Annotated in this window: 24 protein-coding genes; 18 read left to right on the top strand and 6 right to left on the bottom strand. The window is 73.0% G+C overall.

The genetic code is table 11. From position 1 onward, the window contains the following. Positions 1-16 precede the first annotated feature (16 nt). From V1634_RS18250 to V1634_RS18200, 11 genes are all read left to right on the top strand, one after another. A complete protein-coding gene (locus V1634_RS18250; RefSeq protein ID WP_331209055.1) occupies positions 17-1,204 on the top strand; it encodes a sensor histidine kinase in 1,188 nt (395 codons plus the stop codon). Further along, a complete protein-coding gene (locus V1634_RS18245) occupies positions 1,189-1,827 on the top strand; it encodes a response regulator transcription factor (RefSeq protein WP_331209054.1) in 639 nt (212 codons plus the stop codon). The genes V1634_RS18250 and V1634_RS18245 overlap by 16 nt, the downstream gene beginning before the upstream one ends. Positions 1,828-1,935: 108 nt before the next feature. Continuing rightward, positions 1,936-4,077, top strand: coding sequence for a hypothetical protein (locus V1634_RS18240; protein ID WP_331209053.1), 2,142 nt, complete (start codon positions 1,936-1,938; stop codon positions 4,075-4,077). A gap of 32 nt (positions 4,078-4,109) precedes the next feature. Beyond that, positions 4,110-4,892, top strand: a complete 783-nt coding sequence (locus tag V1634_RS18235; protein ID WP_331209052.1) for an FHA domain-containing protein — start codon at positions 4,110-4,112, stop codon at positions 4,890-4,892. Next, complete coding sequence (locus tag V1634_RS18230) at positions 4,889-5,935, top strand: serine/threonine-protein kinase (RefSeq protein WP_331209051.1); 1,047 nt, start codon at positions 4,889-4,891, stop codon at positions 5,933-5,935. The genes V1634_RS18235 and V1634_RS18230 overlap by 4 nt, the downstream gene beginning before the upstream one ends. Positions 5,936-5,940: 5 nt before the next feature. Beyond that, positions 5,941-6,477 carry a hypothetical protein gene (locus V1634_RS18225; protein WP_331209050.1) on the top strand — a complete coding sequence of 179 codons (537 nt, stop codon included), beginning with the start codon at positions 5,941-5,943 and terminating at the stop codon, positions 6,475-6,477. Then, positions 6,470-8,953, top strand: a complete 2,484-nt coding sequence (locus V1634_RS18220) for an Hsp70 family protein (RefSeq protein WP_331209049.1) — start codon at positions 6,470-6,472, stop codon at positions 8,951-8,953. The genes V1634_RS18225 and V1634_RS18220 overlap by 8 nt, the downstream gene beginning before the upstream one ends. Further along, complete coding sequence (locus V1634_RS18215; RefSeq protein ID WP_331209048.1) at positions 8,950-9,867, top strand: tetratricopeptide repeat protein; 918 nt, start codon at positions 8,950-8,952, stop codon at positions 9,865-9,867. Before V1634_RS18220 ends, V1634_RS18215 begins: the two co-directional genes overlap by 4 nt. Positions 9,868-9,961: 94 nt before the next feature. Further along, complete coding sequence (locus V1634_RS18210; RefSeq protein ID WP_331209047.1) at positions 9,962-10,417, top strand: helix-turn-helix domain-containing protein; 456 nt, start codon at positions 9,962-9,964, stop codon at positions 10,415-10,417. Beyond that, a complete protein-coding gene (locus V1634_RS18205; protein ID WP_331209046.1) occupies positions 10,410-10,802 on the top strand; it encodes a DUF4180 domain-containing protein in 393 nt (130 codons plus the stop codon). Before V1634_RS18210 ends, V1634_RS18205 begins: the two co-directional genes overlap by 8 nt. A 102-nt stretch (positions 10,803-10,904) precedes the next feature. Beyond that, positions 10,905-11,924, top strand: coding sequence for a nucleotidyl transferase AbiEii/AbiGii toxin family protein (locus tag V1634_RS18200; RefSeq protein ID WP_331209045.1), 1,020 nt, complete (start codon positions 10,905-10,907; stop codon positions 11,922-11,924). A gap of 64 nt (positions 11,925-11,988) precedes the next feature. Here the strand turns inward: V1634_RS18200 and nhaA are convergent, their stop codons facing one another. Further along, the gene (gene nhaA, locus V1634_RS18195; protein WP_331209044.1) at positions 11,989-13,302 is read right to left on the bottom strand and encodes a Na+/H+ antiporter NhaA; all 1,314 of its coding nucleotides are present in this window, start codon (positions 13,300-13,302) and stop codon (positions 11,989-11,991) included. 191 nt (positions 13,303-13,493) lie between these two features. On the opposite strand from nhaA, the gene V1634_RS18190 reads away from it, so the two are divergent. The 7 genes from V1634_RS18190 to V1634_RS18160 all read left to right on the top strand — a co-directional run bounded on the left by V1634_RS18190 (position 13,494) and on the right by V1634_RS18160 (position 18,344). Next, positions 13,494-14,333: an FkbM family methyltransferase gene (locus V1634_RS18190; protein ID WP_331209043.1), complete on the top strand. Its 840-nt coding sequence runs from the start codon at positions 13,494-13,496 to the stop codon at positions 14,331-14,333. Between the two features lie 88 nt (positions 14,334-14,421). Beyond that, entirely contained in the window at positions 14,422-14,991 is a 570-nt protein-coding gene (locus V1634_RS18185; RefSeq protein WP_331209042.1) for a GNAT family N-acetyltransferase, read from the top strand. 216 nt (positions 14,992-15,207) lie between these two features. After that, on the top strand, positions 15,208-15,627 hold the full coding sequence (locus V1634_RS18180) for a hypothetical protein (RefSeq protein WP_331209041.1): 420 nt from the start codon (positions 15,208-15,210) through the stop codon (positions 15,625-15,627). Positions 15,628-15,629: 2 nt separating this feature from the next. Continuing rightward, positions 15,630-15,863, top strand: coding sequence for a helix-turn-helix transcriptional regulator (locus V1634_RS18175; RefSeq protein ID WP_331209040.1), 234 nt, complete (start codon positions 15,630-15,632; stop codon positions 15,861-15,863). After that, complete coding sequence (locus V1634_RS18170; protein WP_331209039.1) at positions 15,860-16,834, top strand: NAD(P)-dependent alcohol dehydrogenase; 975 nt, start codon at positions 15,860-15,862, stop codon at positions 16,832-16,834. The genes V1634_RS18175 and V1634_RS18170 overlap by 4 nt, the downstream gene beginning before the upstream one ends. 113 nt (positions 16,835-16,947) lie before the next feature. Beyond that, positions 16,948-18,123 (top strand): cytochrome P450, encoded by a 1,176-nt coding sequence (locus V1634_RS18165; RefSeq protein ID WP_331209038.1) that lies wholly within the window; start codon positions 16,948-16,950, stop codon positions 18,121-18,123. An 8-nt stretch (positions 18,124-18,131) separates the two neighbouring features. After that, positions 18,132-18,344 (top strand): ferredoxin, encoded by a 213-nt coding sequence (locus tag V1634_RS18160; RefSeq protein WP_331209037.1) that lies wholly within the window; start codon positions 18,132-18,134, stop codon positions 18,342-18,344. A 51-nt stretch (positions 18,345-18,395) separates the two neighbouring features. On the opposite strand, the gene V1634_RS18155 is transcribed toward V1634_RS18160, so the two are convergent. From V1634_RS18155 to V1634_RS18135, 5 genes are all read right to left on the bottom strand, one after another. Then, positions 18,396-18,860 carry a hypothetical protein gene (locus V1634_RS18155; RefSeq protein ID WP_331209036.1) on the bottom strand — a complete coding sequence of 155 codons (465 nt, stop codon included), beginning with the start codon at positions 18,858-18,860 and terminating at the stop codon, positions 18,396-18,398. 255 nt (positions 18,861-19,115) lie between these two features. Continuing rightward, entirely contained in the window at positions 19,116-20,435 is a 1,320-nt protein-coding gene (locus V1634_RS18150; RefSeq protein ID WP_331209035.1) for an ABC transporter permease, read from the bottom strand. Further along, positions 20,432-21,235 carry an ABC transporter ATP-binding protein gene (locus V1634_RS18145; RefSeq protein ID WP_331209034.1) on the bottom strand — a complete coding sequence of 268 codons (804 nt, stop codon included), beginning with the start codon at positions 21,233-21,235 and terminating at the stop codon, positions 20,432-20,434. The genes V1634_RS18150 and V1634_RS18145 overlap by 4 nt, the downstream gene beginning before the upstream one ends. Continuing rightward, on the bottom strand, positions 21,232-22,254 hold the full coding sequence (locus tag V1634_RS18140) for an efflux RND transporter periplasmic adaptor subunit (RefSeq protein ID WP_331209033.1): 1,023 nt from the start codon (positions 22,252-22,254) through the stop codon (positions 21,232-21,234). Before V1634_RS18140 ends, V1634_RS18145 begins: the two co-directional genes overlap by 4 nt. A 201-nt stretch (positions 22,255-22,455) precedes the next feature. Then, the gene (locus tag V1634_RS18135) at positions 22,456-24,015 is read right to left on the bottom strand and encodes a glycosyltransferase family 39 protein (RefSeq protein ID WP_331209032.1); all 1,560 of its coding nucleotides are present in this window, start codon (positions 24,013-24,015) and stop codon (positions 22,456-22,458) included. Positions 24,016-24,093: the final 78 nt, after the last annotated feature.

Raw genomic sequence — 24,093 nt, 5'->3', positions numbered from 1 at the left:
CTGGAATGTTGGGAGCGTGTCGGCGGTCAACGGGCGAGAGCAGGCCGAGCGCGTGCTGGTCCGCGGATTCGGGGCGGTACGCCTCGCGCAGTACACCGCGGCCGGGGTAGCCGCCGTTACCACCGACCGGTCGGCGTACCTGCGGCCGGGCGTCGTGTTCGGCTTCTACGCCGTCGCCGCCGTCTGGTCGCTCCTGCTCTACGGAGGCGCGCTGCGGGGACGGCGCATCACCTGGGTCGCCGTCGTCGCCGACCTCCTGCTGATCGGGGTCGCGCTCGTTGTCATCGGCCGGCTGACCGCGCCCGGCCACGCGATCGGGTGGGCGAACTGGACCGTCGCGCCGGCGAACGCGGCCGGGGTACTCGCCGTCGTGTTCGGCCCGGGCTGGCTGGCCGTACCGTCGATCCTGCTGCTGTCCGGCTGCTACCTCGTCGGCGTGTGGCGGGATCTCGCCGCCGACTCCTCGCTCCTCGCGTCGGTGACCGGCAACATCGGCTCGCTGGTCCTGTTCACCGTCGCCGCCGGACTCGCCGCGACCTGGGTACGCGCGTCGGCCCGGGTCGCGGACGAGGCGCACGCGTCGGCGCTGGCGGCCCAGCGCCAGGCAGCCGACGCGGCCGCCCGGATGGCGTCGGTCGAGGCCCGGGACTGGGAGCGGCGGCGACAGTACCGGAACCTGCACGACACGGTGCTGTCCACGCTGACCGTGGGCGCGATGGGGCAGATCGACCTCAACACCGAGCAGTTCCGCAGCCAGTGCGAACGCGACGCGAGGTACCTGCGTTCGTTGATCACCGGGTCGGACGACGCGGTGTCGACGGACCTCGGCACCGGGCTCGGGCGCGTCGTGCGCGACCTGGCGGCTCTCGGGCTGCGGATCGACCACAACGCGGCGGAACTGCCGGCGGGCGTGCCCGGGCACGTCACCGAGGCGCTGCTGGGCGCGACCCGGGAGGCGCTCAACAACGCCCGCAAGCACTCGGGCACCGGGCAGGCGTGGCTGACGAGCCGCTGCGACGGCGCCGGCGGGGTGCGGATCACCGTCGTCGACCGGGGCGCCGGCTTCGTGCCCGCGGCCGCGCGGGCCGGCTACGGCCTGCTGGGCTCGATCCGGCACCGCGTGGTCGAGGTCGGCGGCCAGTGCGACATCACCAGTACGCCCGGCGAGGGCACCACCGTGGAGATCACATGGAAACCGTCATAACCATCGGTGCGATCGACGACGAGAAGATGCTGCTCCAGTCGTTCGCGAACTGGTTCGGCAGCACGCCCGACATCCGTCTGACGGCGCTGGCCGCCTCGGTGGACGAGTATCTCGCCGGACCCGACGCGCCGACGATCGTGCTGCTGGATCTCGACCTCGGCAACTTCACCGACCCGGCGCACAACGTCGCGCAACTGACCGCCACCGGCCGCCAGGTGATCGTCATCTCGGTGGTGAAGGACCGCCGCTGGGTGGTCTCCGCGACCGAGGCCGGCGCGGTGGCCTACATCCCCAAGGAGCGCGACCTCAACGATCTGGCGGGCGCGATCCGGGCGGTGCACCGCGGGGAGACACCGACCTCGCCGGAGCACGCGTTCCTGCTCAGCGACGACGACCGGCGCGGTCCGTCGCTGACACCCCGGGAACGGCAGATCCTGCTGGGGGTGGCGGAGGGCATGACGCACGCCGCCATCGCGCGACGGCTCGGCATCGAGAAAAGCACCGTGAAGACCCACCTGGAACGGGTCCGGCAGAAATACCGAGACCAGGGGCGACCCATCACCAATCCGGGTGACTACCTGAAGCGCGTCGGCGAAGATCCGATCCGCGGGGATCTGTCCTAGGCCGTACATCCAATTTCCAACTGTCTTCTGTGGTGTGCGGCGCGTGCCGCGACGATCCTGGAAGCCAGATTGACCTGATTCGGACTCGCGTCGTCCTGGGGAGCTCGAGTGAGTGAGGTGGCGATCGCCAGCCTGCGGGAGCTGGCCGGGCCGGACCTTTACCGGCGCAACGCCTTCCGGGTCACCGGCCTGCCGGTGGACGTGGACCGGCGCACCGCGCGAGCGCGGCAGCACCAGTTGACGGCGGCGTTGCGGGTCGGCGCCGACGTGGACTGGCAGGGTTCCTCGGCGACCACCGAGGATGTGCGCGCCGCGTTCGACGTGTTGGGCGATCCGCGCCGCCGCCTGGTGCACGAGGTGTTCGCCGAGTGGGGCCCGCCGGACGGCTGCGAATGTCCGGCGGGTGTGCACCACGACCACGACGCCGCCGTACGCGCGCACGCCGGGGCGCTCGACGTCGGCCCGACCGACCTGCTGGCCTCGACCATCTCCGGCGCGCTGCCGGGCCAGTGGACGGCGGCGGCGGCGGCCTGGACGAAGACGCTGCGATCGGCGTCGTTCTGGCGGCACCTGCACCACCGCGTGCAGCGGCTGGACGACAGGCAACTCGACGTGTCCGCCGTGGATGCGCTGCGCGCGGAACTGCCGGTGGCGCTGGTGCGCCCGCTGCTGCGGTTGGCCGCCTCCGCCGCCTATCCGGCGCCGATCCGGAAGAACCTGGCCGAGTGGCCGGTGCCGACCCGGGAACGCGACCGGCTGATCGAGGAGGCCGCCGAGCCGCTGTACACGGAGCTGGAGTCCGCCGTGCGCGACCTGCACACCCGGCTGGACTCCGGCGACGCCGACGAGATCGTGACCGAGATGCGCGCCCGGGTGAATCCGCTGCTGGCCCGGCTGGAAGGGTTGGCGCCGCGTGACGAGCACCGCCGCACGGACGCCGCCCGCGACAAGGTCGCGGTGCTGCTCAACAACTGCGCACTCGCCCGGAACCGGGCCACCGGGCAGTACGAGGGCAAGGTCAAGGGCTGGCTGGCGGAAGCGGCGAAGCTCGCCACCGATCCGGAGACCCGGCGTCGGGTCCGGGAGAACCTGCGGGGCTTCGACGAGGCGGACGAGGCGCTCAACCAGCTCCGGTTCAGGGTCGACGAGATCCGGCGGAACCGCGGGCGGTACGCGGCCGCGGCGTTCCTGCGCAGCATCCTCTCCGAGGCGACCGACGAGGCGCTCCTGGCGGCCGTCCGCGAGATGCTCTCCGATCTGGACGAGGGCGCGCCGATCTCGTACCGCACACCCAAGCGGTCGGTCCGGTACGGCTCTCGGCTCGAGCTGTCCGACTGGGAGGCTCAGGTCAGGCGGCAACGCCGCCGGGCGGTGGCCACCCTCGTCGCCTGCGCGGTCGTGGTCGTGGCGCTGGTGATGTTGATCAACGCCGTGACCGGCCCGGACGAGAGCGGGGTCGACATCCACCCGGCCGACTACAACGACGTCGCGCAGGAGATCATCTGCGTCCGGAGCGCGGACGACTGGCGCGACGGCGACTCGACGGTGGTGGAGGTGGACTGCGGGCAGGAGCACGCCGCCGAGGTGATCGCCTATCTGAGGTTGCAGAGCGCGGTCTCCGACCGGGGCGCGGACTACGACTACCTGGCCGGCCTCGCCCGATTCAGCTGCGGCGAGCAGGCGAACCACTTCGGCCTGTCGGCGAGCAGCAGGTACACGACCGACGTCATCCTGCCCGCCCCGGACATCATCATGCGGGCGGATTCACCGTCCAACTACGCGACATGCCTGGTTCGGCGTACCGACGTCGAGCGTTGGTCGTTCCGGGCGGCCGTCCGGCAGACCGGGGCCCAGCTCCCCGTACCGCGGCCGCTGACGTCCCGGGAGGGCCGGGACCACAACGCACCGGCCGGATACTGCGTGGAACACAGACAGGAGCACGACGGTGCGGACAACGTGTGGCCGATCGTGCGCTGCGACAACCCGCACTGGGCCGAGATCCTCGGCTACCAGCGCCTGGCCTGGCCCCCGCCCGGTGCGCGGCCCACGGCGGACACGACCCGGGAGCGGCTCGTGCAGGAGGCCGGCCGGGCGTGCCGGCAGTTGGCGAGCGAGCTACGGGTGCCCGACACGTTCTCGATCTCGGCGATCCCGTCCGAATGGTGGACCGAGCAGAGTCAGGAGCGGATGTACGCGGCCTGCGTGGCACACCGCAAGGACCACCAGCCCTTCGACGGGCGAGCCCGGTAGCCGGGCACATGACGCCGGACAAGGAGTCGACGGTGGGTGAGAAGACCCGAGCCGACGGGAGCGTGACGTTGCGCATCACTTCCCCGGAGGGGCGGACCCGGGGCGTCGAGCTGACGGACGGGCCCGTCACGGTCGGACGGACCGCGCCGGACCACGCGCCGCACGTGGCGCTGGAGCCGGACCCACAGCGCTGGGTCGGTCGCCTACACTGCACCCTGGACCTGAGCGACGGTGGCTGGGCGGTCACCGACAACGCGAGTGTCAACGGCACGCTGCTGCGTTGCCTGGACGGGCGCACCCAGCGCCTGGTGGGAAGCCGCCGCCTGCGGCACGGCGACACGCTCCTGATCCTCGGCGACATGTCCCCGGACGGCGAACCGCTGTACTGGGAACTGACGCTGCTCGACCCGCACACCACCCAGGCCGCGCCGTTCGAGCCGCCACCGCCGGTGCCGACGCGCGGGGCGGCCCTGCGGTACGACTGGGTGGCCGCGCGGGCGTACCGCGTCGACGAGCACGGTGAGACCCCGGTCAGCGGACTGCGGCCGCAGGGGCACCAACTGTTGCGGTACATGGTGGGTCGCAGCAGCGCCGGTGCGGCGGTCGCCTGCGGGCACGAGGAACTCGTCACCGCGCTCTGGGGGCCCCGGGAGGAGTGGCCGGCGGGCCGTGCCTACACCCGCGCCGACCTGGCCGGCGTCGTACGCGCGGTGCGTCGCGCCATCGAGGCGGACCCGTCCGCGCCGCGCATCCTGGAGACCATCACCGGCATCGGGTACCGGCTCAACGTCACGAACCCCGAGGACGACTCGTGAGCCTGCTGGAGAGCGGCGACCGGGTCACCGAGACGCTCGTGGTGGACCGGCTGCTCGGGGAGGGCGCGTTCGCCGAGGTGCACCGGGTGCGCCACGAGTACCTCGGCTGGCAGGCCATGAAGGTCTTCAAGCGGGTCGCCTCGCTCGACGAGACCCGGACCCTGCTGGAGGAGGCCCGACTGCTGTCCACACTGGGTCACCCGAACATCGTCCGGGTGTTCGACGCCGGCACCGTGCGGACACCGCAGGGGGTCCGGGGGTTCTTCACCATGGAGTACGTGGCCGGGGGCAGCCTGGAGCGGCTGATCCGCGCACACGGCCCCACGATTCCGGTCGAGCTGGCGGTCGAGGTGGCCGAGCAGATCGCCTCCGGGCTGACCGCCGCGCACGAACAGGACCCGCCGATCCTGCACCGTGACCTCACGCTGGCGAACATCCTCGTCGGATACGACGGCAGCGGCCTGCGGATCCGGATCAGCGACTTCGGGCTGGCCAAGCGCGCCGACCCGTTCACGATGCTGGCCAGCGCCCAGGGCACGTTCGCCTTCATGGCACCGGAGGTGCTGCGCCGCGAAGGGTACTCCCGGGCCAGCGATGTGTGGTCGGTGGGCACCATCGTGTACCTGCTGCTGACCAACCGCCTGCCCTACGACGACGGTGCACCCCTGTCGTCGTACTCGCCGGGCCGGTTCGCCCGGGTACCGCTGCCGCCGAGCCGCTACCACCCCGAGGTGGACCCGGAGCTGGACCGGATCCTCCTGTCCACACTGGAGACGGACCCGGCCAACCGGCCGGCCACCGCGGGTGTGCTGGCCGCCGAACTGCGCGGTCGACGACTCGGCGGCGGTTCCGCCCCCAGCCGGGGCGAGCCGGCCGACGCCCGGGCCCGGCGGCTTGCCGACCAGGCGCTGGCGCTGGCCCGGCACGCCGGCCAACTCGACCGTGCGGCGGGTCTCATGGCGCAGGCGCTGGACCTGTCGCCGGAGCTGCGCGCGCGCTACCTGCCCAAGCTGAACCTGTGGCGACGAGGGGTGACGATGTGAACCGCATGACCAGACTGCGCGAGGAGTTTCGCCAGCGCCGGCACCATCGGGAGTTCCGGATCCCGCCTCCGATGTGGACGGAGGCGCAGCGGGCCCGCCTGGAGGAGCTGCTGACTGCGGTCCGGGACGCGAAGCCGGCCGAGAAGGAAGCGTCGCCGGCCGAGAAGGAAGCGCCGCCCGCCCAGCCGGACGAGGCGGCCCTGGCGACAGCCGTGACGAACCTGTGGCGGGCCCAGCGGAAGCTCGCCGCGACCGGCGAGCGGCCGTCGCCCCGGGACCGGCAGGCCGGCCGCTACCTGCGTACCTCCACCGAGGCGCTGGCCGACGCCGGCCTGGTCGTCCAGGACCACGACGACGACGTCTTCGACGCGGGGCGGGAACTCGAAGTCCTGGTGTACCAGGAGAACCCCGCCCTGACCGCCGAGACAGTCATCGAGACCGTACGGCCGTCCGTCTATCTGCACGGGCGGCTCATCCAGGTGGGGCAGGTCATCGTCGGCACCCCCACCCAGCCCGTTGACGGAGGGAACGACCATGCGTGACACCATCGACTTCGGCATCGACCTCGGCACCACCAACAGCGCGATCGCGGTGGTGGAGGAGGACGGCGGCGTCGCCGTCATCAAGAACAACGACGGCTGGGACATCACGCCCTCGGCGGTGTGGATTCCGAAGCCCGGTGTGGTGCACGTCGGGCGCCGGGCGCGCGAGCGGGTGCAGAGCGACCCGGAGAACGCGACCGCCGAATTCAAGCTGGAGATGGGACTGGCCGACGCCGGCAAGCGGTTCGGCCGGGCCGGCACGACGCTGACGCCGCCGCAGCTCTCCGCCGAGGTGCTCAAGTCGCTGCGGGCGGACGCCGCGCACCACAGCGGCAGCCCACCGGAGGCGGCGGTCATCACCGTGCCGGCCGCCTTCTCGCTCAACCAGAACAAGGCGACCCTGGAGGCGGCGGCGCTCGCCGGGCTCAGCGCCGCCTGCCCGCTCGTCCAGGAGCCCACCGCGGCGGCCTTCGCGTACGGCTTCCACGACGCCGACGACCGGGCGTACTGGATGGTGTTCGACTTCGGCGGCGGCACGTTCGACGCGGCCGTGGTGAGCAAGCGTGACGGCGACCTGCGGGTGCTGAACCACGCCGGTGACCCGTACCTCGGCGGCAAGCTCATCGACTGGGCGGTGGTGGAGCGGGTCCTGGCCCCCGCCGCCGCGGCCGAGTTCGGCTTCGCCGACTTCCGCCGCGACAACCCCGAGTGGCGCGTGCACTTCGCCAAGCTGAAGTGGCTCGCCGAGGAGGGCAAGATTGAGCTTTCCCGCCGGAACGCGATCGAGCTGGTGGTGGAACTGACGGTCGGAGGTGACATCGAGACGTTCGAGTACACGCTCCGCCGGGACGAGCTCGACCGGGTCGCCGAGCCGTTCTACGCCCGGGCGATGAACCTGTGCCGCAGCGCGCTCGCCGACGGCGGACTGGACGCGGGCGACATCGACCGACTGCTGCTCGTCGGCGGCACCACCCTCGCGCCCGGTCTGCGGGAGCGCCTCGCCGACAGCCGCGACGGTCTCGGCATCGTGCTCGACACCAGCCTCGATCCGACCACCGTGGTCGCCCGGGGTGCCGCCATCTTCGCCAGTACCGTCCGGCGCCCCGACCCACCGTCGTTCCAACCGGCAGCCGGCGAGTTCGCCCTGCAACTCGCGTACGAGCCGAGCGTCACGACCACCACGCCGGTGGTCGCCGGCAAGGTGCACGCCGCCGCACCGATGGACTGGACCGGGTACGGCGTGACGCTGCGCAACCCGGACGGGCAGCCGCCGTTCCGCACCGGACGGGTCGAGCTGAACGCCGAGGGCGCCTTCCTGACCGAGGTCGCGGTGGATCCGCATCGGACGTCGCGGTTCACGGTGGAACTCACCGACGGGTCCGGCGTGCCGCAGCAGGTGTCCCCCGACTCGCTCTCCATCACGCACCGGGATGTCGAGTTCGGCGGTGCCCGGCTGACCCACTCGCTCGGCATCCAGCTCGCCGACCGGGCGTTCGCGCCGCTGCTGCGCAAGGGCGCGACGCTGCCGACCCGGGCGCGCGACGTGTTCCGTACCGCCGCCGCGCTGCGCCGCTCGGACACCGAGGCGGTGGTCCGGATCCCGGTGGTGCAGGGCGAACGGGACCGCGCCGACCGCAACCGGCCGGTCGGCATGCTGGAGATCCGCCCGCTGGACGTGCGGATCGACCTGCCGGCCGGAGCCGAGGTCGAGGTGACGTTCGAGGTGGACACCTCCAGCCTGGTCACCGTGGTCGCCGACGTGCCGCTGATCCAGGCCCAGTTCGAGGCGGAGATCAACCTCGACGAGGTCCGCACGCCACAGCCGGCCGAACTCGCGACCGCGCTGGCCGAGGCCGAGCAGCGGATGGCCGCGCTGCGGGAGTCGCGCGCGTCGGACGTACCGGAGGTGCGCGACCAGCTTGCGCGGCTCGACGACGAGGGCACGCTGACCACCGCGCGGGAACAGGTCCGGGCCGCCGGCGTGGACGCGGGCGCGGCCGCCACCGCCGAGGACCGGCTACGTGAGGTGCAGGCGCAGCTCGACGACATCGAGGAGGCGGCCGACCGGCCGGCGCTGGTACGGGAGCTGCGTGACCTGCTCGCCGAGACGGGTCGGCTGGTGTCCGAGGTGGGGCACCCCGCCGACCGGTCGGCGCTGGCCGAGTTCGAGCAGCGCGCGAACGAGGCCATCGAGAGCGGCAGCTCGGCGCGGATCAAGGCGGAGACCGAGCGGGTCACCGAGTTCCTCATCGAGCTGGAACGGCGGCAGCCGGGCTGGTCGGTACGCCTCTTCTACGCGCTCTGCGAGCAGCAGGGCCGGATGCAGCCGTCCGGTGAGGCCCGCGGGCTCGTCCGGGAGGGCAAGGAGGCGCTGGCCGCTGGCGACGAGCGCGCGCTCGACGCGGTCAACTCGCGGCTGGTCCGGCTGCTGCCGCGCGACGAGCAGCCGAAGATCATCGGGCTGGTCGGCCGGTGACCGCGCCGGCCCTGAGCACCGACCTGGCGCTGAGCCGGGCCACGGCCGCGGCTCGGCGCGGCGATCTGGACGGTGCCGCCGAGGCTCTGGTCGCGTTGGACGGCGACGAGCCGGCCGTCCTCGACCTGCTCGCCCGGATCCGTGCCCAGCAGGGGCGCTGGCGGGAGGCGGACGAGTGCTGGGCGGCGGTCCAGGCGATCGACCCGGGCCACGAGGGCGCCGCCGCCGGCCGGCGGGCGGTCGCCGCCATCCTCGCCGGTGACCGCCGGGCACGCCCGGTCGCTCCGCCGGTGCGCCTCGCGGCGGCCGGCGCGGTGGTGGTCGCGGTCGTCGCCGGTACCGTGGTCGTGCTCCCGTCGCTGTCAGCGTCGCCGCCCGCCAGGCCGGCCGCGTCCGTGACCACCCCGACGCCGGACGCGGCGGCGCTGGACGCGGAGCGGCGCCGTGCCGCGGAGTTGCAGGGCCGGCTCGCGCAGATCGAGGCGGAGCAGGCGGCGGCCGCTCGGGCGTTGGCCGCCCGGCTCGACGCGATAGCGCGCGGCGTCACCCTGCCCGGCGTCGTGGTGAAGCGCCGGCCGGATGCGGTGGAGGTCTACTTCCGGAGGGGTCTGTTCAGCCGCGACGCCTGGCTGACCGCGAACGGCGCCGACGTGCTCGCCGACGTCGGCCGCCGCCTGCCCGACCTCGACGTGGCCGTGACCGTGGTCGGGCACAGCGTGCCGGTGCCGGGCGGACGCACCAGCGGCGGCTCGGGTACGGCACTGAGCCGGGCCCGGGTCGCGGCGCGGGAGCTGGCGGAGGCCGGCGACCTGCCACTGACCGCGTTCACCCTGCGCTCCGCCGACCAGTCGCAGGGCCCGTTCCGCGAACCGGCCCGCAACCGCACCGCGAGCCTCGTCCTCACCCCCGCATGATCGAGGCGTCTCCGCTCGACCGGGGTCAACTCGCAGAGGTGACGTCGGCAACAAACTTCCCTATCACTCCCTATCGAGGGTAGGTTAGGTGCCGATGAGTGAGGAGATGTACTCGGTCGAGCAGGTGGCCGAGCGGCTCGGCCTGCACGTCCGGACCGTACGCGGCTACATCCGCTCCGGCCGGCTCCGGGCGGTACGGATCGGCAAGCAGTACCGGATCGCCCGGGCCGACCTCGACGCGTTGACCGGCGGCGCCGGCCCGGCCCGGCCCGCCGGCCGCGCCACGGTCGAGGTGTCGAGCATCGTGCAGGTCGACGGCATCGACCGGTCCGGAGTCGACCGGCTCGGCACCCTCCTGCTCGCCGGGGCGAACACCAACCACGCTCCCGGGCATCCGCTGCGGGTGCAGATCGTCCACGACGAGGAACGAGACCGGATGAAGATCGTGATACTCGGCGACGCCGCCGCCACCGCCGAGCTGCTGCGCCTGCTCGACGCCGTACTGCACGGCGACAACGGCCTGCTCAGCGGGGAGGTGTCGGATGCCTGACGAGATCCAGGACCGAGCCGGCGAGTCGGTGCTGGTCTGCGACCCGGCCGGCCCGCCGATCAGCACCGAGCAGGACGCGCTGGACCTGATCGGCGCGGCCTTCCTCGGCGCCACGGTGGTGGCGGTGCCGGCGAGCCGGCTCGACCCGAGCTTCTTCACCCTCGGCACCCGCTTCGCCGGTGAGGTCATGCAGAAGTTCGTCAACTACCGGCTGCGGCTGGCGGTGGTCGGCGACATCTCCGGGCCCCTCGCGACCAGTTCCGCGCTGCGCGCCCTGGTCGAGGAGTCGAACCGGGCCGACCACATCTGGTTCGTACCGGATCTCGACGCCCTCGACGACCGGCTCCGCGCCCTGGCCGAGCGGCCGCACCGCCGACCGGCCTGACCGGTCCGCACCCGCCGGTTTCGGCCCGACGCTCCCGGGCGGAGCCGGCGGACCTGGACGGGCGGGCGGTAGGCGTCGCACCGGCCCGGTAGCCTGCCCGGCGTGAACAGCCCTGCGGGGGCCGGCCCCGGGCTGACCGACGAGCGGGCGGCCCGGCTTGCCGTGCTCGACCACATACTCGCGCTGGTCGCGGCGGCACCCTGCGGCGACGCCCTGGTGCTGCGCGGCAGCATGACGATGCGGTCCTGGGTCGGTGACCGGGCACGCGAGCCGGGCGACCTCGACTGGGTGGTGCGGCCCGGCGCACCGGTCCCGCTGGACGACCTGCACCCGCACCCCTACCTCGACCGCCTCGACCCGGTCCGGCTCTGGCCGGAGGCGGTGCACGGGGTGCCCCGGGACGAGCCCTGGATGTTCGAGGACTTCGACACCGGCGGGCTGCCGGCGCGGCTGCCGCCGGAGGGGCTGCACTGGGTCGAGGCCGCCGAGACCGCGCTGCTGCCGAGCCCGCACCGGGACGTCGTCGAACTGCTGCGCCGGCATCCCACGGCCGTCGGCGACCTCCGGGTCGACCCGGACGGCATCGTCGAGGACAGCACCTGGGGCTACTCGTACGACTCCGGTTACCGCGACCCCGCCGGGGAGGGCGGCGGGGGAAGCCGGCTCGTCGTGCCCTGGCGGGCCGGCGACGCGCTCGCCGGCACGGTCCGGCTCGATTTCGCGTACGACGAGCGGCTGCCCGAGCCACCCCGACTGCTCGCGGTGCCCCGGCAGGACGGCACCGACCCGCCGACGGTGCTGTGGGCGGCGACGCCACAGCTCTCGCTCGGCTGGAAACTCCAGTGGCTCTGCACCGACCAGGCGACCGACGGGCACTGCGCCGGAAAGGACCTCTACGACGCGGTGCTGCTCGCCGAGCTGCCCGAGGTGAGACTCTCGGCCCGGCTGCTCCGTACTGTGCTGCGCCGGATCCCCGACCCGGAGCTGCTGCGACCGGCGGCGGTCCGGGGCTGGGCCGTGGACTGGTCCGACCTGGCCGACCGGCATCCGCCGGCCGGGGTCGACCCGACGCCCTGGCTCGACCGGCTGGCCGCCGCGCTGGCACCGGACCTGCCGCCGTAGCCGGCGCTCGGGTTGCGGCGTCGAGGGTCGCACGTCCCGGCCGGGGTGGAGCGGCGGGCCCGGATCATCCCCGGGGGCTCTGGTCCTTCTCCTGGTAGACGTCCGGCACCCCGTCGCCGTCGCCGTCGTGCTCCTCCACCGTGCGGAGCCGCTGGTAGTGCCGGTTGCGGGCGCGGAGCACGACCGCGGCCAGCAGCGCCGAGATGAGTGAGCCGAGCAGTACGCCGATCTTGGTGTGGTCGTCGCGCTCAGTGCCGGCGCCGAACGCCAGCTCGCCGATCAGCAACGACACGGTGAAGCCGATCCCGGCCAGCAGCGCCAGCCCGAACACGTCCCACCAGCTCAGCCCCTCGGCGAGCCTGGCCCGGGTGAACCGCTGCACCAGCCAGGTCGCGCCGAAGACCCCGACGCCCTTGCCCACGACCAGCCCGACCACCACCCCGACGGCGACCGAGTCGGTGAGGGAGGCACCCAGACCACCCGCGCCGACCACCGACACCCCGGCGGCGAAGAACGCGAAGACCGGCACCGCGATCCCGGCGGAGAGTGGCCGGAACCGGTGCTCGAAGTGCTCGGCCAGCCCCGGTCCGGGCCCCGGCTTGCGCCGCGACACCGGTACGGTGAAGGCGAGCGCCACCCCGGCGACCGTGGCGTGCACTCCGGAGGCGTGCACCAGCGCCCAGGTCACCGCCGCGAGCGGGAGCAGCAGCCACCAGGACCGGACCCGTCGCTGGACCAGCAGGCCGAACAGCACCAGCGGGACCAGTGCCAGGAGCAGCCAGCCGAGGTGCAGGGCGCTGGTGTAGAAGAACGCGATGATCATGATCGCCAGCAGGTCGTCGACGACCGCGAGGGTCAGCAGGAACGTCCGCATCGCGGCCGGCAGGTGGGTGTTGATCACGCTCAGTACGGCGAGCGCGAACGCGATGTCGGTGGCGGTCGGGATCGCCCAACCCGCCAGCGCCCCGTCCCCGGTGCGGAGGTTGAACGCGGCGTAGATCAGGGCCGGCACCGCCATGCCGCCGACGGCGGCCGCGACGGGCAGCACCGCCCGGCGGGGTTCCCGAAGGTCCCCGGCGACGAACTCGCGCTTGAGTTCCAACCCGGCGACGAAGAAGAAGATCGCCAGCAGGCCGTCGGCCGCCCAGGTCGCCAGGGAGAGGTCCAGGTGCAGGGCGGCGGGGCCGACCTTGAGGTCACCGAGCGACCGGTACGCCCCGGACCACGGCGAGTTCGCCCAGGCCAGCGCGACTACGGCGGCGGCCAGCAGCAACACCCCACCGACGGTCTCGGCACGCAGGATGTCACCGATGCGCCGAACCTCGGGCCAACTGCCCCGGGAGAAGAGGTTCGGCATGCGGCTGCCGGGGGTGGCCATCAGTGTGCCTCCGGTGGGTCGACGAATGAACCGCCGACCAGACTTCCCGGCACACCGGCTCCCACCCTACCGAACGCGCGATCATCGCCCCAGCCGGATACGGGTTCCACCTCCGTCGAGCGCCTGAACCGGAGCTGTCCGGCACCGCCGAACGGAAGCGGAGGGACAATTGCCGCTGCTAGGTTGAAAACATGTTCATCCGGGCCAGAGGTATCGCCCGGTCCCTGCTGCTCTACCACTGCCGGCCGGCCACCCAGCGCCGGGCCGCGCGACTCTACGGGCAGTTCCTGCGCCCGGGAGACGTCGGGTTCGACATCGGCGCGCACGTGGGCGGCCGGGTGCGGATCTGGCGGCGGCTGGGCGCCCGGGTCGTCGCCGTCGAACCACAGCCGGACTGTCTACGCCTGCTGCGCTGGGCGTTCCGCCGGGACCACGACGTCACCATCGTCCCGGCGGCGCTCGGCGCTCGATCCGGTCGGGCGACGATGGCGCTCTCCACCGCCACCCCGACGGTGTCGACGATGTCGGCCGACTGGATCCGGTCGGTGGCCACGGACCGCGGCTTCGCGCGGGTGAGATGGGACCGGGCGGTGCAGGTGGAGGTGACCACCCTCGACGAACTCATCGGGGCGTACGGCGTACCGGCGTTCTGCAAGATCGACGTCGAGGGCTTCGAGGCGAACGTCCTCGCCGGACTCGGCCGACCGCTGGCCGCGCTGTCGTTCGAGTACCTTCCGTCGGCGCACGACGCCGCACTCACCGCACTGGACATCGTGGACGACCTGGGTGCGCCCGTCGGCGGGTACCGCTACAACTACTCGCCGGTCGAGACGATGCGGTTCGCCAGCGAGCGCTGGCTGGACGCCTCCGGCCTGGTGAGCCTGCTCGACCGCTTCCGCCCGCTGGGCCGGTCCGGCGACGTCTACGCCCGGCTGACCCCGGCCGGGACCGCGCGAAACCACTCCCGCGCACCCGGTCGGGCGGCGGATCCGTGGGCCGGCCGGGCCGAGGGCGCCACCGACGGCGGGTAGGCTGCCGGATCATGGACGCCTCGGGCCCGGACCGCCGCTACGCCGCGACGAATCCGCCCCGGAGCGCCGAACTTCACCGGCCGGCCGCATGACCGGCCGGGAGCCGACCGGCACCCCGGTACTGCGCCGGTTGACCGGGCCGGAGGCGCTGGTGCTGCGTGACCGGCTGGTCGAGACGTACGCGGCGGTGTTCTGCGCGCCGCCGTGGAACGACTCTCCCGAGCGGGCCGCCCGGTTCGGCGAACTGCTGGCCGAGTGGGCCGGGCAGCCGGGCTTCGTCGCCGTCCTGGCCGACGACGCCGGACCCGCCGGATCCGGTGCCGACGACGGGACGGTTCCCGCCTTCGCGCTCGGGTTCACCACTGGGCACCCGTTCCCCGCCGACCGCGCCTACGGGCAGGTACGCCGGCTCCTCGGGCCGGCCACGGAGGCGCTCTCCGGCTGGCTGGAGGTCGCCGAGCTGGCCGTACGTCCGGCGGCCCGGCGGGCCGGACTCGGCCGGCGCCTGCTGGCCGCGCTCACCGAGGACCGGCCGGCGTGGCTGCTGACCGTTCCGCAGGTCGCCGGCGCCACCGCCTTCTACGACGCGGTGGGCTGGATCCGGCAGGGCACCGGTTACGGCATCACGGTCTACACCAACCGGCCGCTACCGCGCTGAGGCGCCGCGCCGGCAGCGGTGCGGTCGGGCCGGGCGGCTCCGCAGGCCAAGGCCCGTAGGCCAAGGCCCGTAGGCCAAGGCCCGCAGGCCACGCCCACCAGAGCAGCACGCCATCGGGACGCCGGGCCGCACCGTGTCTAGAAAACTTGACATGATGTCTACGGCTCTTTACTCTTCGCTGTGTCAAGAATTCTTTACCTCTCGAAGGCGGCAACCATGTCGTACGAGGAAAAGGGCACCTGGGTGGCCCTGACGGTCGGCGTCACCGTCTACCTCGGCTATCTCGCGGTCGTCCTGGGCCGGCTGGCCGGCACGCCCGTGGCAGCGGTGGCATACGTGCCGGCCCTGCTGCTGGCCATCGGCGTCTCGATCGTCGCGTCGATCGTGGCCCGCATCGCGGTCGAGATCGCCCGCCCCAGCGACAGCCACTCCGGCGACGTCCGGGACAGGGAGATCCACTGGTTCGGTGAACGCGTGGGACAGCGGCTGCTGATGACCGCCGCGCTCGGGGCACTCGGCCTGGCGCTCTTCGAGGCCGAGCACTTCTGGATCGCGAACGTGCTCTATCTCGGCTTCGTCGCCTCCTCGGTGGTCGGATCCGTGGTCAAGCTCCGCGCCTACCGCAGGGGTATCTAGCCGTGGTCAAGCCCACCAGGGTCACCAACTCGATCCGCGCCCTGCGCTTCGCCGCCGGCGAGATGACGCAGGCCCAGCTCGCCGAGCGGATCGGGGTGACCCGCCAGACGATCATCGCGATCGAGCAGGGCAGATACTCGCCGTCACTGGAGATGGCGTTCCAGATCGCCCGGGTCTTCGCGGTGCCGCTCGACGAGGTGTTCCAGTACCCCGACTCCGGAGGAGAGCAGCCATGAGAGCAGCGGTGTACCGGACGTACGGCCCACCGGACGTGGTCCGGGTCGAGGAGGTCCCGACCCCCGTCCCCGGCGACCAGGACGTCGTCGTCCAGGTCCGCGCCGCGACGCTCGGCGTGACCGACGGTACCGCCCGGCGCGGCTCACCGGGCTACGCCCGGCTCTTCTTCGGGCTCCGCCGCCCGAGGTGGAACGTGCTGGGATCCGACTTCGCCGGTGTGGTCTCGGCGGTCGGGGCGGGCGTGACCCGGCTGCGGGTCGGCGACGAGGTGGTCGGGGTCACCGGGCCGGACTTCGGCGCGCACGCCGAATACGTCCGCGTCCGCCAGGACGGCGCCCTCGCACCCAAGCCGGCCAACCTCGACTTCGCCGAGGCGGTCGCGCTGATCGACGGCACCGCGCTGGCGTTCCTGCGCGACCGGGCCCGGCTGCGCTCCGGCCAGACGATCCTGGTCAACGGCGCCTCCGGGAGCGTCGGGAGCACCGCCGTGCAACTCGGCAGACACTTCGGCGCCCGGGTCACCGGGGTGTGCAGCACACCCCACCTCGACCTGGTACGCGAACTCGGCGCCGAGACGGTGCTCGACTACACCAGGGAGGACTTCACCCGCACCGGCCAGACCTACGACGTCGTCTTCGACGTGGCCGGCACCAGTACGTTCGGGCGCTGCCGCCGGATACTCAACCCGGCCGGACGCTACCTCAGCCCGGTACCGTCGCCGAGCCTGCTGCTCCTGACACCGTGGACGGCCGCGTTCGGCCGGCGGAAGGCGGTCGTCTCGTTCACCGGGCTGCGGAAGGCGGCGGAGAAGACCCGCGACCTGCTGCTGGTGCGGGAGCTGGCCGAGGCCGGCGCGCTCCGGCCGGTCATCGCGGACCGCTATCCCTTGGAGCGGATCGCGCAGGCGCACCGCCACCTGGACCGTGGCAAGTACGGCAACATCGTCGTCACCATGGGCCCGGCCGGTTGAGACCGTGGGGCCGTACCCACCACGGTGGACAGCGGCCCCACGGATCACGGTACGCTCGCTGCGGCGGAGGAAGTTCGTCTGCTTGATCATCCTTTGCGATGGGAGAGGACACGATGACCGCTTCTCCGATACTCCCCCTGAAGCGCACCTGCCCGTACGCGCCACCCGCCGAACACCTGCGGTTGCAACAGCAGGAGCCGGTGGCCCGGGTGACCCTGCCGGACGGCTCGACGGCATGGGCGCTGAGCCGGCTCGAAGACATCCGCGCCATGCTCACCGACCCACGGTTCAGCTCCGACCGGCAACGCGACGGCTATCCGTTGCAGTCCCCCGGACAGCAGCGTGCCAATCAACGGCCGGTGCTGATCGAGCTCGACCCGCCGGAGCACGGCACGGCCCGTCGCGCCGTCGTCGGTGAGTTCACCATCAAGCGGATGAACGCGCTGCGCCCGCGCATCCAGCAGATCGTCGACGACTGCCTCGACGCCATCCTCGCCGGGCCGCGCCCGACCGACCTCGTGTCGACGCTGGCTCTGCCGGTACCGTCGCTGGTCATCTGCGAGCTGCTCGGCGTGCCCTACGCCGACCACGACTTCTTCCAGAGCCGCTCGGCGAACCTGCTGCTCCGGTCGGCCCCGGCGCAGGAACGTTTCGCCGCCGCCCAGGAGATCCGCGAATACATGGCCACGCTGATCGCGGAGAAGGCGAAGACACCCGGTGACGACCTGCTCAGCCGGCAGCTCGGCAGGGGAGCCGATCACGAGGACCTGGCGGGCCTAGGCTTCCTGCTGCTGCTCGCCGGGCACGAGACCACCGGAAACATGATCTCGCTCGGCACGATGACCCTGCTGGAGCGGCCGGAGGCGCTGGCCGCGCTGAAACGGGACCCGGCCGTCACACCGCAGGTCGTCGAGGAACTGCTCCGGTACTTCACGATCGCCGAGTACGTCACCTCGCGGATCGCCGTCGAGGATGTCGAGATCGGCGGGGTGCTCATCCGGGCCGGCGAGGGCGTCGTCACGCTCGCCAACGCGGCGAACCGGGACCCGGCGGCGTTCACCGACGGCGACACCTTCGACATCGACCGCGCCGCCCGCCACCACATCGCGTTCGGCTTCGGTGCCCACCAGTGCCTGGGGCAGAACCTCGCCAGGGTCGAACTCCAGATCGTCTTCGACAGTCTCTTCGCCCGCATTCCCGACCTCAAGCTGGCCGTGCCGGTCGACGAGCTGTCCTTCAAGGACGACTCCACCGTCTACGGCCTGCACTCGCTCCCGGTCACCTGGTAGGCGGCGGGATGCGGATAACAGCCGACCTGGAGCGTTGCGTCGGTGCCGGCCAGTGCGTACTCACCGAACCCGCCGTCTTCGACCAGAGCGACGACGACGGCACCGTGATCATCCTCCGTGCCGCACCCGAGGACGCCGAAACGGTCCGCCGGGTACACGAAGCGGTCCGGATCTGCCCCAGCCAGGCCCTGACCCTCACCGAGCCCGGCCCGACGCCCTGACCCCTCCTCCGGTCCCCGGGGCGGCCGGGCGGGGGTGCGGCCGGGGTCGCGCTACTCGTGCCGGCTGACGCCCTCGGAGTGCATGCCGGTCTCCTCCTCCAGCGGGTTGTTGCGGAGGTCGTCGAGCGCGGTGTCGTCGGGAAAGAACCGGCGGCCCGGCCCGGGGTCGGAGGGTGCGCCACCGGGTCCCGCTTCCGGGGTACGGCTCGGCTCGACCGAACCGAACCCGTGTCTGCCCGCCCCCTGCGGCCACGGTTGGGGCGGCTGCGCGTCGGCCCGCCGTTCGGCACGTCGCGCGGGTGGCAGGCCGGCCTCCTCGCTTCCCTCGTCCAGCGGCGAGTCCTCGGCCGCGCCCCACGGCGCGTCCCGATCCTCCGTACCGCCGGTGGTCCCCCACGGTCCGACCGACTGCGGTCCACGGTTTTGCCCGTCCGGGGCCGCCTGACCGCCGTCGGCGTCGGCCGGCCGGAGCTGTCCGCCCGGATCCTGGTCCGCCGGTCGCCTCTTCGCGCCCATCCCCACCACCCTCGCTGCCGAGTCGTCCCGCCCGGTCGTCCGGTGCGTGTGCGGTTCCCGGCCGACGGCAAGACATGCGGCCGGACCGGAAGGGATCTCGGGTAGACCTCTCCGGGGCGGCGTCCGCCAGCCGCCGCTGCGGCGAGTGCCGGCCGGGAACAGGGGTTGGAGCAGCCTGGCCGGGGTATAGCCGTCTACCGGACGTCCGGGCCGACGTCGACCGGCTGCCCGGCTCGGCCCGGCCCGGCGCCTTCGTCAGGCGCGCATGACGGTCGCGATCGGGATGCGGGCGGCCCGGATGGCCGGAATGAGACCGCCGAGCAGCCCGGCCACCAGGCCGGCGATGACTCCGGCGACTCCCGCGCGCCACGGGAACACCGTGTCCGCCAGGAACGGCGCCTGGTCGGCGAAGAGGGTGCCGGCCACGTTCAGGGCGAGCGCGGACACCCCGATGGCGGCGGCCGCGGTCAGCAGGCCGGTGAGCAGGGTCTCGGCGAGGACGATGCCGGCCAGCAGCAGGCGCGAGGTGCCCACCGCCCGGCGCAGCGCGAACTCCTCGACCCGCTCCCCCACCGTCGCCAGCCCGACGTTGAGGATTCCCGCGACCCCGATCAGCAGGACCAGGCTGGCCATGCCGAGAAAGATCCAGCGGATCAGGGCCAGGTCCCGGGCGATCTGCTGACGGGCCTCGATCGTCTCGAAGTGGATCTGGTCCGCCGGTATCCCGGTCGCGGTGAGCCGGAGCACCAGCAGCCGCTCCAGTTCGCCCGCCGTCGGGGCCATCATCACCTGGAGGCCCGGCCCGAACTCGCTCGACTCGGCCGCCGGAGCCATCCAGGTCGCCAGTTCGTCGGCCCGGGAGTAGGCGACCGGCTGCGGGCTGCCGTCGTCGACCACACCGATGATTCGGGGCGTCGGGTTGGCCGTCGCCCCGTCGATGCGCATCTCGGCCGGCACCTGGTGCCGGTTGAAGCCCTTCGCCGCCTCCAGGTTGAGCACCAGCCGGGGTGCCAGGGAGGGCGCCGAGGTGAAGTCGAGCCACTCCCCGGAAACCTCCCGGAAGGGCTTGAACTGGCGGATGTCGCCGGTCAACGTGGTCAGGGTCAACTCGATCGCCTGACCGGGCACCGGTGTCCCGCCGTCACCGCCCGGCGAGATCGGGCGGCAGCCGTACTGGTCGCAGTACATCGGGCCGCCTGGGCCGCCGTAGCCGCCGGCCTGGTCGAACGGGGCCCCGCCGGGGTTGACCGGGGCGACTCCGGGCTCGCCGACGGTCGCCTGCCGGGTGACGATCGCGACCGCGTCCGGCCGGTTCGCCAGCGTCTCCGAGCTGGCCCGGACGGCCTCCCGGCCGCCCGGCAGGTACGCCTGCCGAGTGCCGTCCTTGCCCACCTGTAGCGCGAGGTTGGTCAGTTGGGCCTGTTCGAGGGTCTCGGCGCCGGCCTGCACCACCACCACGGCCAGTACGCCGAGGAAGAGGCTGACCATCGACAGGAAGGTACGCATCTTGCGGGCCCGGATGCCCTGGGCGCCGATGATCAGCGCGGAGCGGAACCGCCCGGAGAGCCGGATCACCGGCTCGCCCCTTCCGGCGCCGCAACCGCCCCGAACGGCAGGGTCTCGGACTGGGCGGACTCGGACCGGGCGGACTCGGACTGGGCGGGTTGCGTGCTCCACGCCGGGTCCGCGGTGGAGGTCGCCGGTTCGAGCACCCCGTCGCGCAGCCGCAGCACCCGGCGCATCTTGTCGGCGTGGTCCCGGTCATGGGTGACCAGGATCAGCCCGCAGCCCCGTTCGGTGGCCGAGCGCATCACCTCGATCACCAGGTTGCCGGTCTCGGTGTCGAGCGCGCCGGTCGGCTCGTCGGCCAGCAGCAGGCGGGGTTCCCGGACCAGGGCCCGGGCCACCGCCACCCGCTGCTGTTCGCCGCCGGAGAGCCGGGCCGGGCGGTGCTTCGCCAGATGGGCGATGCCGACCTGGTCGAGCGCGGCCATGGTGCGGGCCCGGCGCTTGCGGCGCGGTAGCCAGCCCTGCCCGTTGACCAGGGCCATCGCCACGTTCTGGGCGGCGGTGAGGTGCCCCAGCAGGAAGAACCGTTGGAAGACGAAGCCGAACTCGGCGCTGCGCAGGGCGGCCGCCCGGCGTTCGGGCAGCCGGGTGATGTCCCGGCCGCCGAGCAGATAGCGGCCGCCGTCCGGACGGTCGAAGAGGCCGATCAGGCTGAGCAGGGTGCTCTTGCCGGAGCCGGACCGGCCGAGGATCGCCACGCTCTCCCCCTCGGCGACGGTGAGGTCGACGCCGTCGAGGATCGTCCGTGGCGTGCGCTGCCCCTTCAACGTCTTGGTGATGCCGTGCAACTCCAGCAGCGCCGTCATTTCCCGCCCATCGGGTCGGCCGGGCCGCCGGGCTGTCCCGGCGCCGGTTTCGCCGGCGGCAGGTTGGGGCCGGGTACGGCGACCGTCTCGTCACCGGTCAGCCCGGACTTGATCTGCACGACCTTGCCGTCGCTGAGCCCCAGTACCACGTCCCGGGTCTCCCGGTTGCCGTCCGGGCCGACCACGTCCACCTTGCCGCTGCCCTGACCTCCGGCGACCGCCTCGACCGGGAGCACGAGTGCGTTCTTCGCCCGGGCGGTCACCACCTGGAGGGTGGCGGTGGCACCGTTGATCAGTTTGACGTTGGCGGGCGCCGTGCAGACCAGCCGCATGCCGGTCGGCTCGGAGGGTTCGACCGGCTGCCTCGGGTCCGGTGGCGGGCCGACCGGTACGACCGGGCGCGCACCCGGGCCGGCGGACGGGTCGGTCGACGGCTCCGGGGCCGGCGGGTCCGGGATCGTCCCGGCCGGGAGCGCGGCGATGGTGCCGAGGACCTTGCAGGCGAACGGGCCGGGACCGTTCTTGATCTGGGCCTGCACGGTCGCCAGCGAATCCGAGATCTGGTACGCCTGAGCGCCGTCGATCTCCGCGACCAGCCCGTACCCGATGCGCTTCGCCGACACCACCGGCATCCCGGCGGTGACGTTGGAGCGGTCGTCCACCAGCCGACCGGCGAAGACGGCACCGGCCGGGACGTCGACCCGGTGGGACTTGCCCTTCGCCCAGACGCTGGCCACCCGCGTCGCCTTGGTCGGCGTGCTCTGCGGCGGGTCGACGTCGCGGTAGCGGATCTGCCCGGCGACCGGTGCCACCACGCCGAAGACCGGGTTCATGGTGACCCTGCCGGTCAGGCTGACCCGGTTGTCGAGATTCTGTCGGGCCGGCTTCGCCGTGGTCATGGTGGTGCCCCGGGCCGCCAGTCCGGGGGTCTCGGCCTCCGGATCCGACTCGCTGCAAGCGGCACCCGCACCGACGAGCAACACGAGCACGCACGAACGCAGCAGCAGTCGCCTTCGCACCGGCACCCCTCACCGACGTAGTCCTGGACCGACATTTGACAAGACGCACCCTGCCGGTCATCGGTTGCCTCTGGGACGGATGATTCGCGACGAACAACCGGCAAGGTGGCGGTGTGCGTGGTCCGCACCGCTACCGCCGTATCAAACCAGAACGGCCGCACCGGCATTGTCCCGCCCGCCGCCCGGCGCTCTGCCGGGGCATCAGTCGAAGTGCCGGATTCGGGGCCACAGCTCGGCCCAGGCCGGCCGCCGGTCCTGGCAGACCACGATCGGCACGCCCTGCTCCTCGTTGTCGACCCCTACCCCGTTGTCGAGCCGTCCGGCGGTCCGACAGGTGCCGAAGTAGCGGTGCAGGTCCGCCGCCTCCCCCACGCCGACCCCGATCAGCACGGTCGCCGACTCCGGCGGCGGTCCGTAGTAGCCCAGCTCGTTGTGTCCGCTGTAGATCGGCGGCAGCCGGTCGGCACCGAGTCGGGTGAGCGCACCGGCCTCGCCGTAGTTGGCGGTCAGCACGACCGCCGCGGCCCGGTCGGCGGGCGCGAGTTCGTCGTACGCCCGGACCACCTGGTCGACGTAGCGGGGCCAGCCGACCGAGTCGGCGGCGGTGATGTTGATCCCGGGCACGGGTGTGCCGCCGAGCACCTCGACCGGGAGCAGCGGCAGCGCGATCACCGCGCTCGTCACCGCGTTGAGCAGGTACGCCGCGCCGACCACGACCGCGCGGACCCGCCGTCGCCCCCGCCGCAGCCACTCGGCGACCAGTACGCAGCCGGCGGCGAAGAGCACGCCGAGCAATCCGTACGAGTAGTAGGGCTGGCCGCCGGAGACGAGTACCAGTACGCAGACCGCCAGGTACGCGACGGCGAGCGCGCGTACCGGTCGCCACGGTCGGCGACGCAGCAGCCCGACCAGGCCGGCGAGCCAGACCGCCGCCAGTGGCGGCCCGATCAGCAGGAACTGGAAGGGCACGAAGGTGCTCCGCGACTCGGCGCCCTTGTTCTCGGCGATCGCGCCGGCCATGTCGGCCTGGGGCAGCTCGTGGCCGAGCTGGTAGACCAGGTTGGGCGCGCCGACCAGCAGGGCGAGGGCCACGCCCGCCCAGAGCCACCGGTTGGCCAGGACCCGGCGCGGCCCCACCGCCAGCAGCCCGACGCCGAGCCCGACCAGCAGCAGCGCCACGAGCAGTTTGTTGTAGAGCCCGATCCCGAGCACCGCCCCGGCGGCCAGCCACCAGCGCGGCTGGTCGCGCAGCAGCGCCCGGGCGGCACAGAGGACGATGCCGAGCCAGACCACCAGGTCGAACCCGGCGGTGAGCAGCACGTGTCCGAAGATCAGCGTGGCCGCCCCGGTGCCGAGGCCGAACGCGGCCAGGGTCTGGGCGAGCGCGCCGCCGCCGAGTTCCCGGGCGAGCAGGGCGGCCAGCAGCAGTGCCGCCAGTACGCAGAGGGTGGCCGGCACCCGCAGCCCCCAGAGCGAGCCCCCGGAGATGGCGTCGGCCAGCCGGGCGATCGCCGGGGTGAGCGGCGGCTGGTCCCGGTAGCCCCAGTCGGGGCGGAGCAGCAGGAAGTAGAGCTCGTCGCGGTGGTAGCCGTAGCCGCCGTTGGTGGCCAGCAGCAGCGCGGCGACCAGGGCGGCGACGGCGCCGAGCGGTCGCCAGGCGAGCGGGGGCGGCGCGAGCCGCCCGCCGTCGGTGGTCGCGGCCGGCTCGGGTACGTCCGGCGGCGCGGCGGTCGCGGCCGGTTGGACGGCGTGCTCGGTCATGGGTCGCCCCTCCCCCTGGCGCGGCGGTGCCGGCCCGTGCGCGAACCCCGGCCGCCTATACATAACGGTTAGAGCTTA

Origin of the sequence: Plantactinospora veratri (assembly GCF_036421995.1) — a bacterium.
In the GTDB taxonomy this organism is placed as follows: Bacteria; Actinomycetota; Actinomycetes; order Mycobacteriales; family Micromonosporaceae; genus Plantactinospora; species Plantactinospora veratri.
The sequence above is the reverse complement of the archived record's forward strand: the minus strand, read 5'-3'. Positions and strand labels throughout refer to the sequence as shown.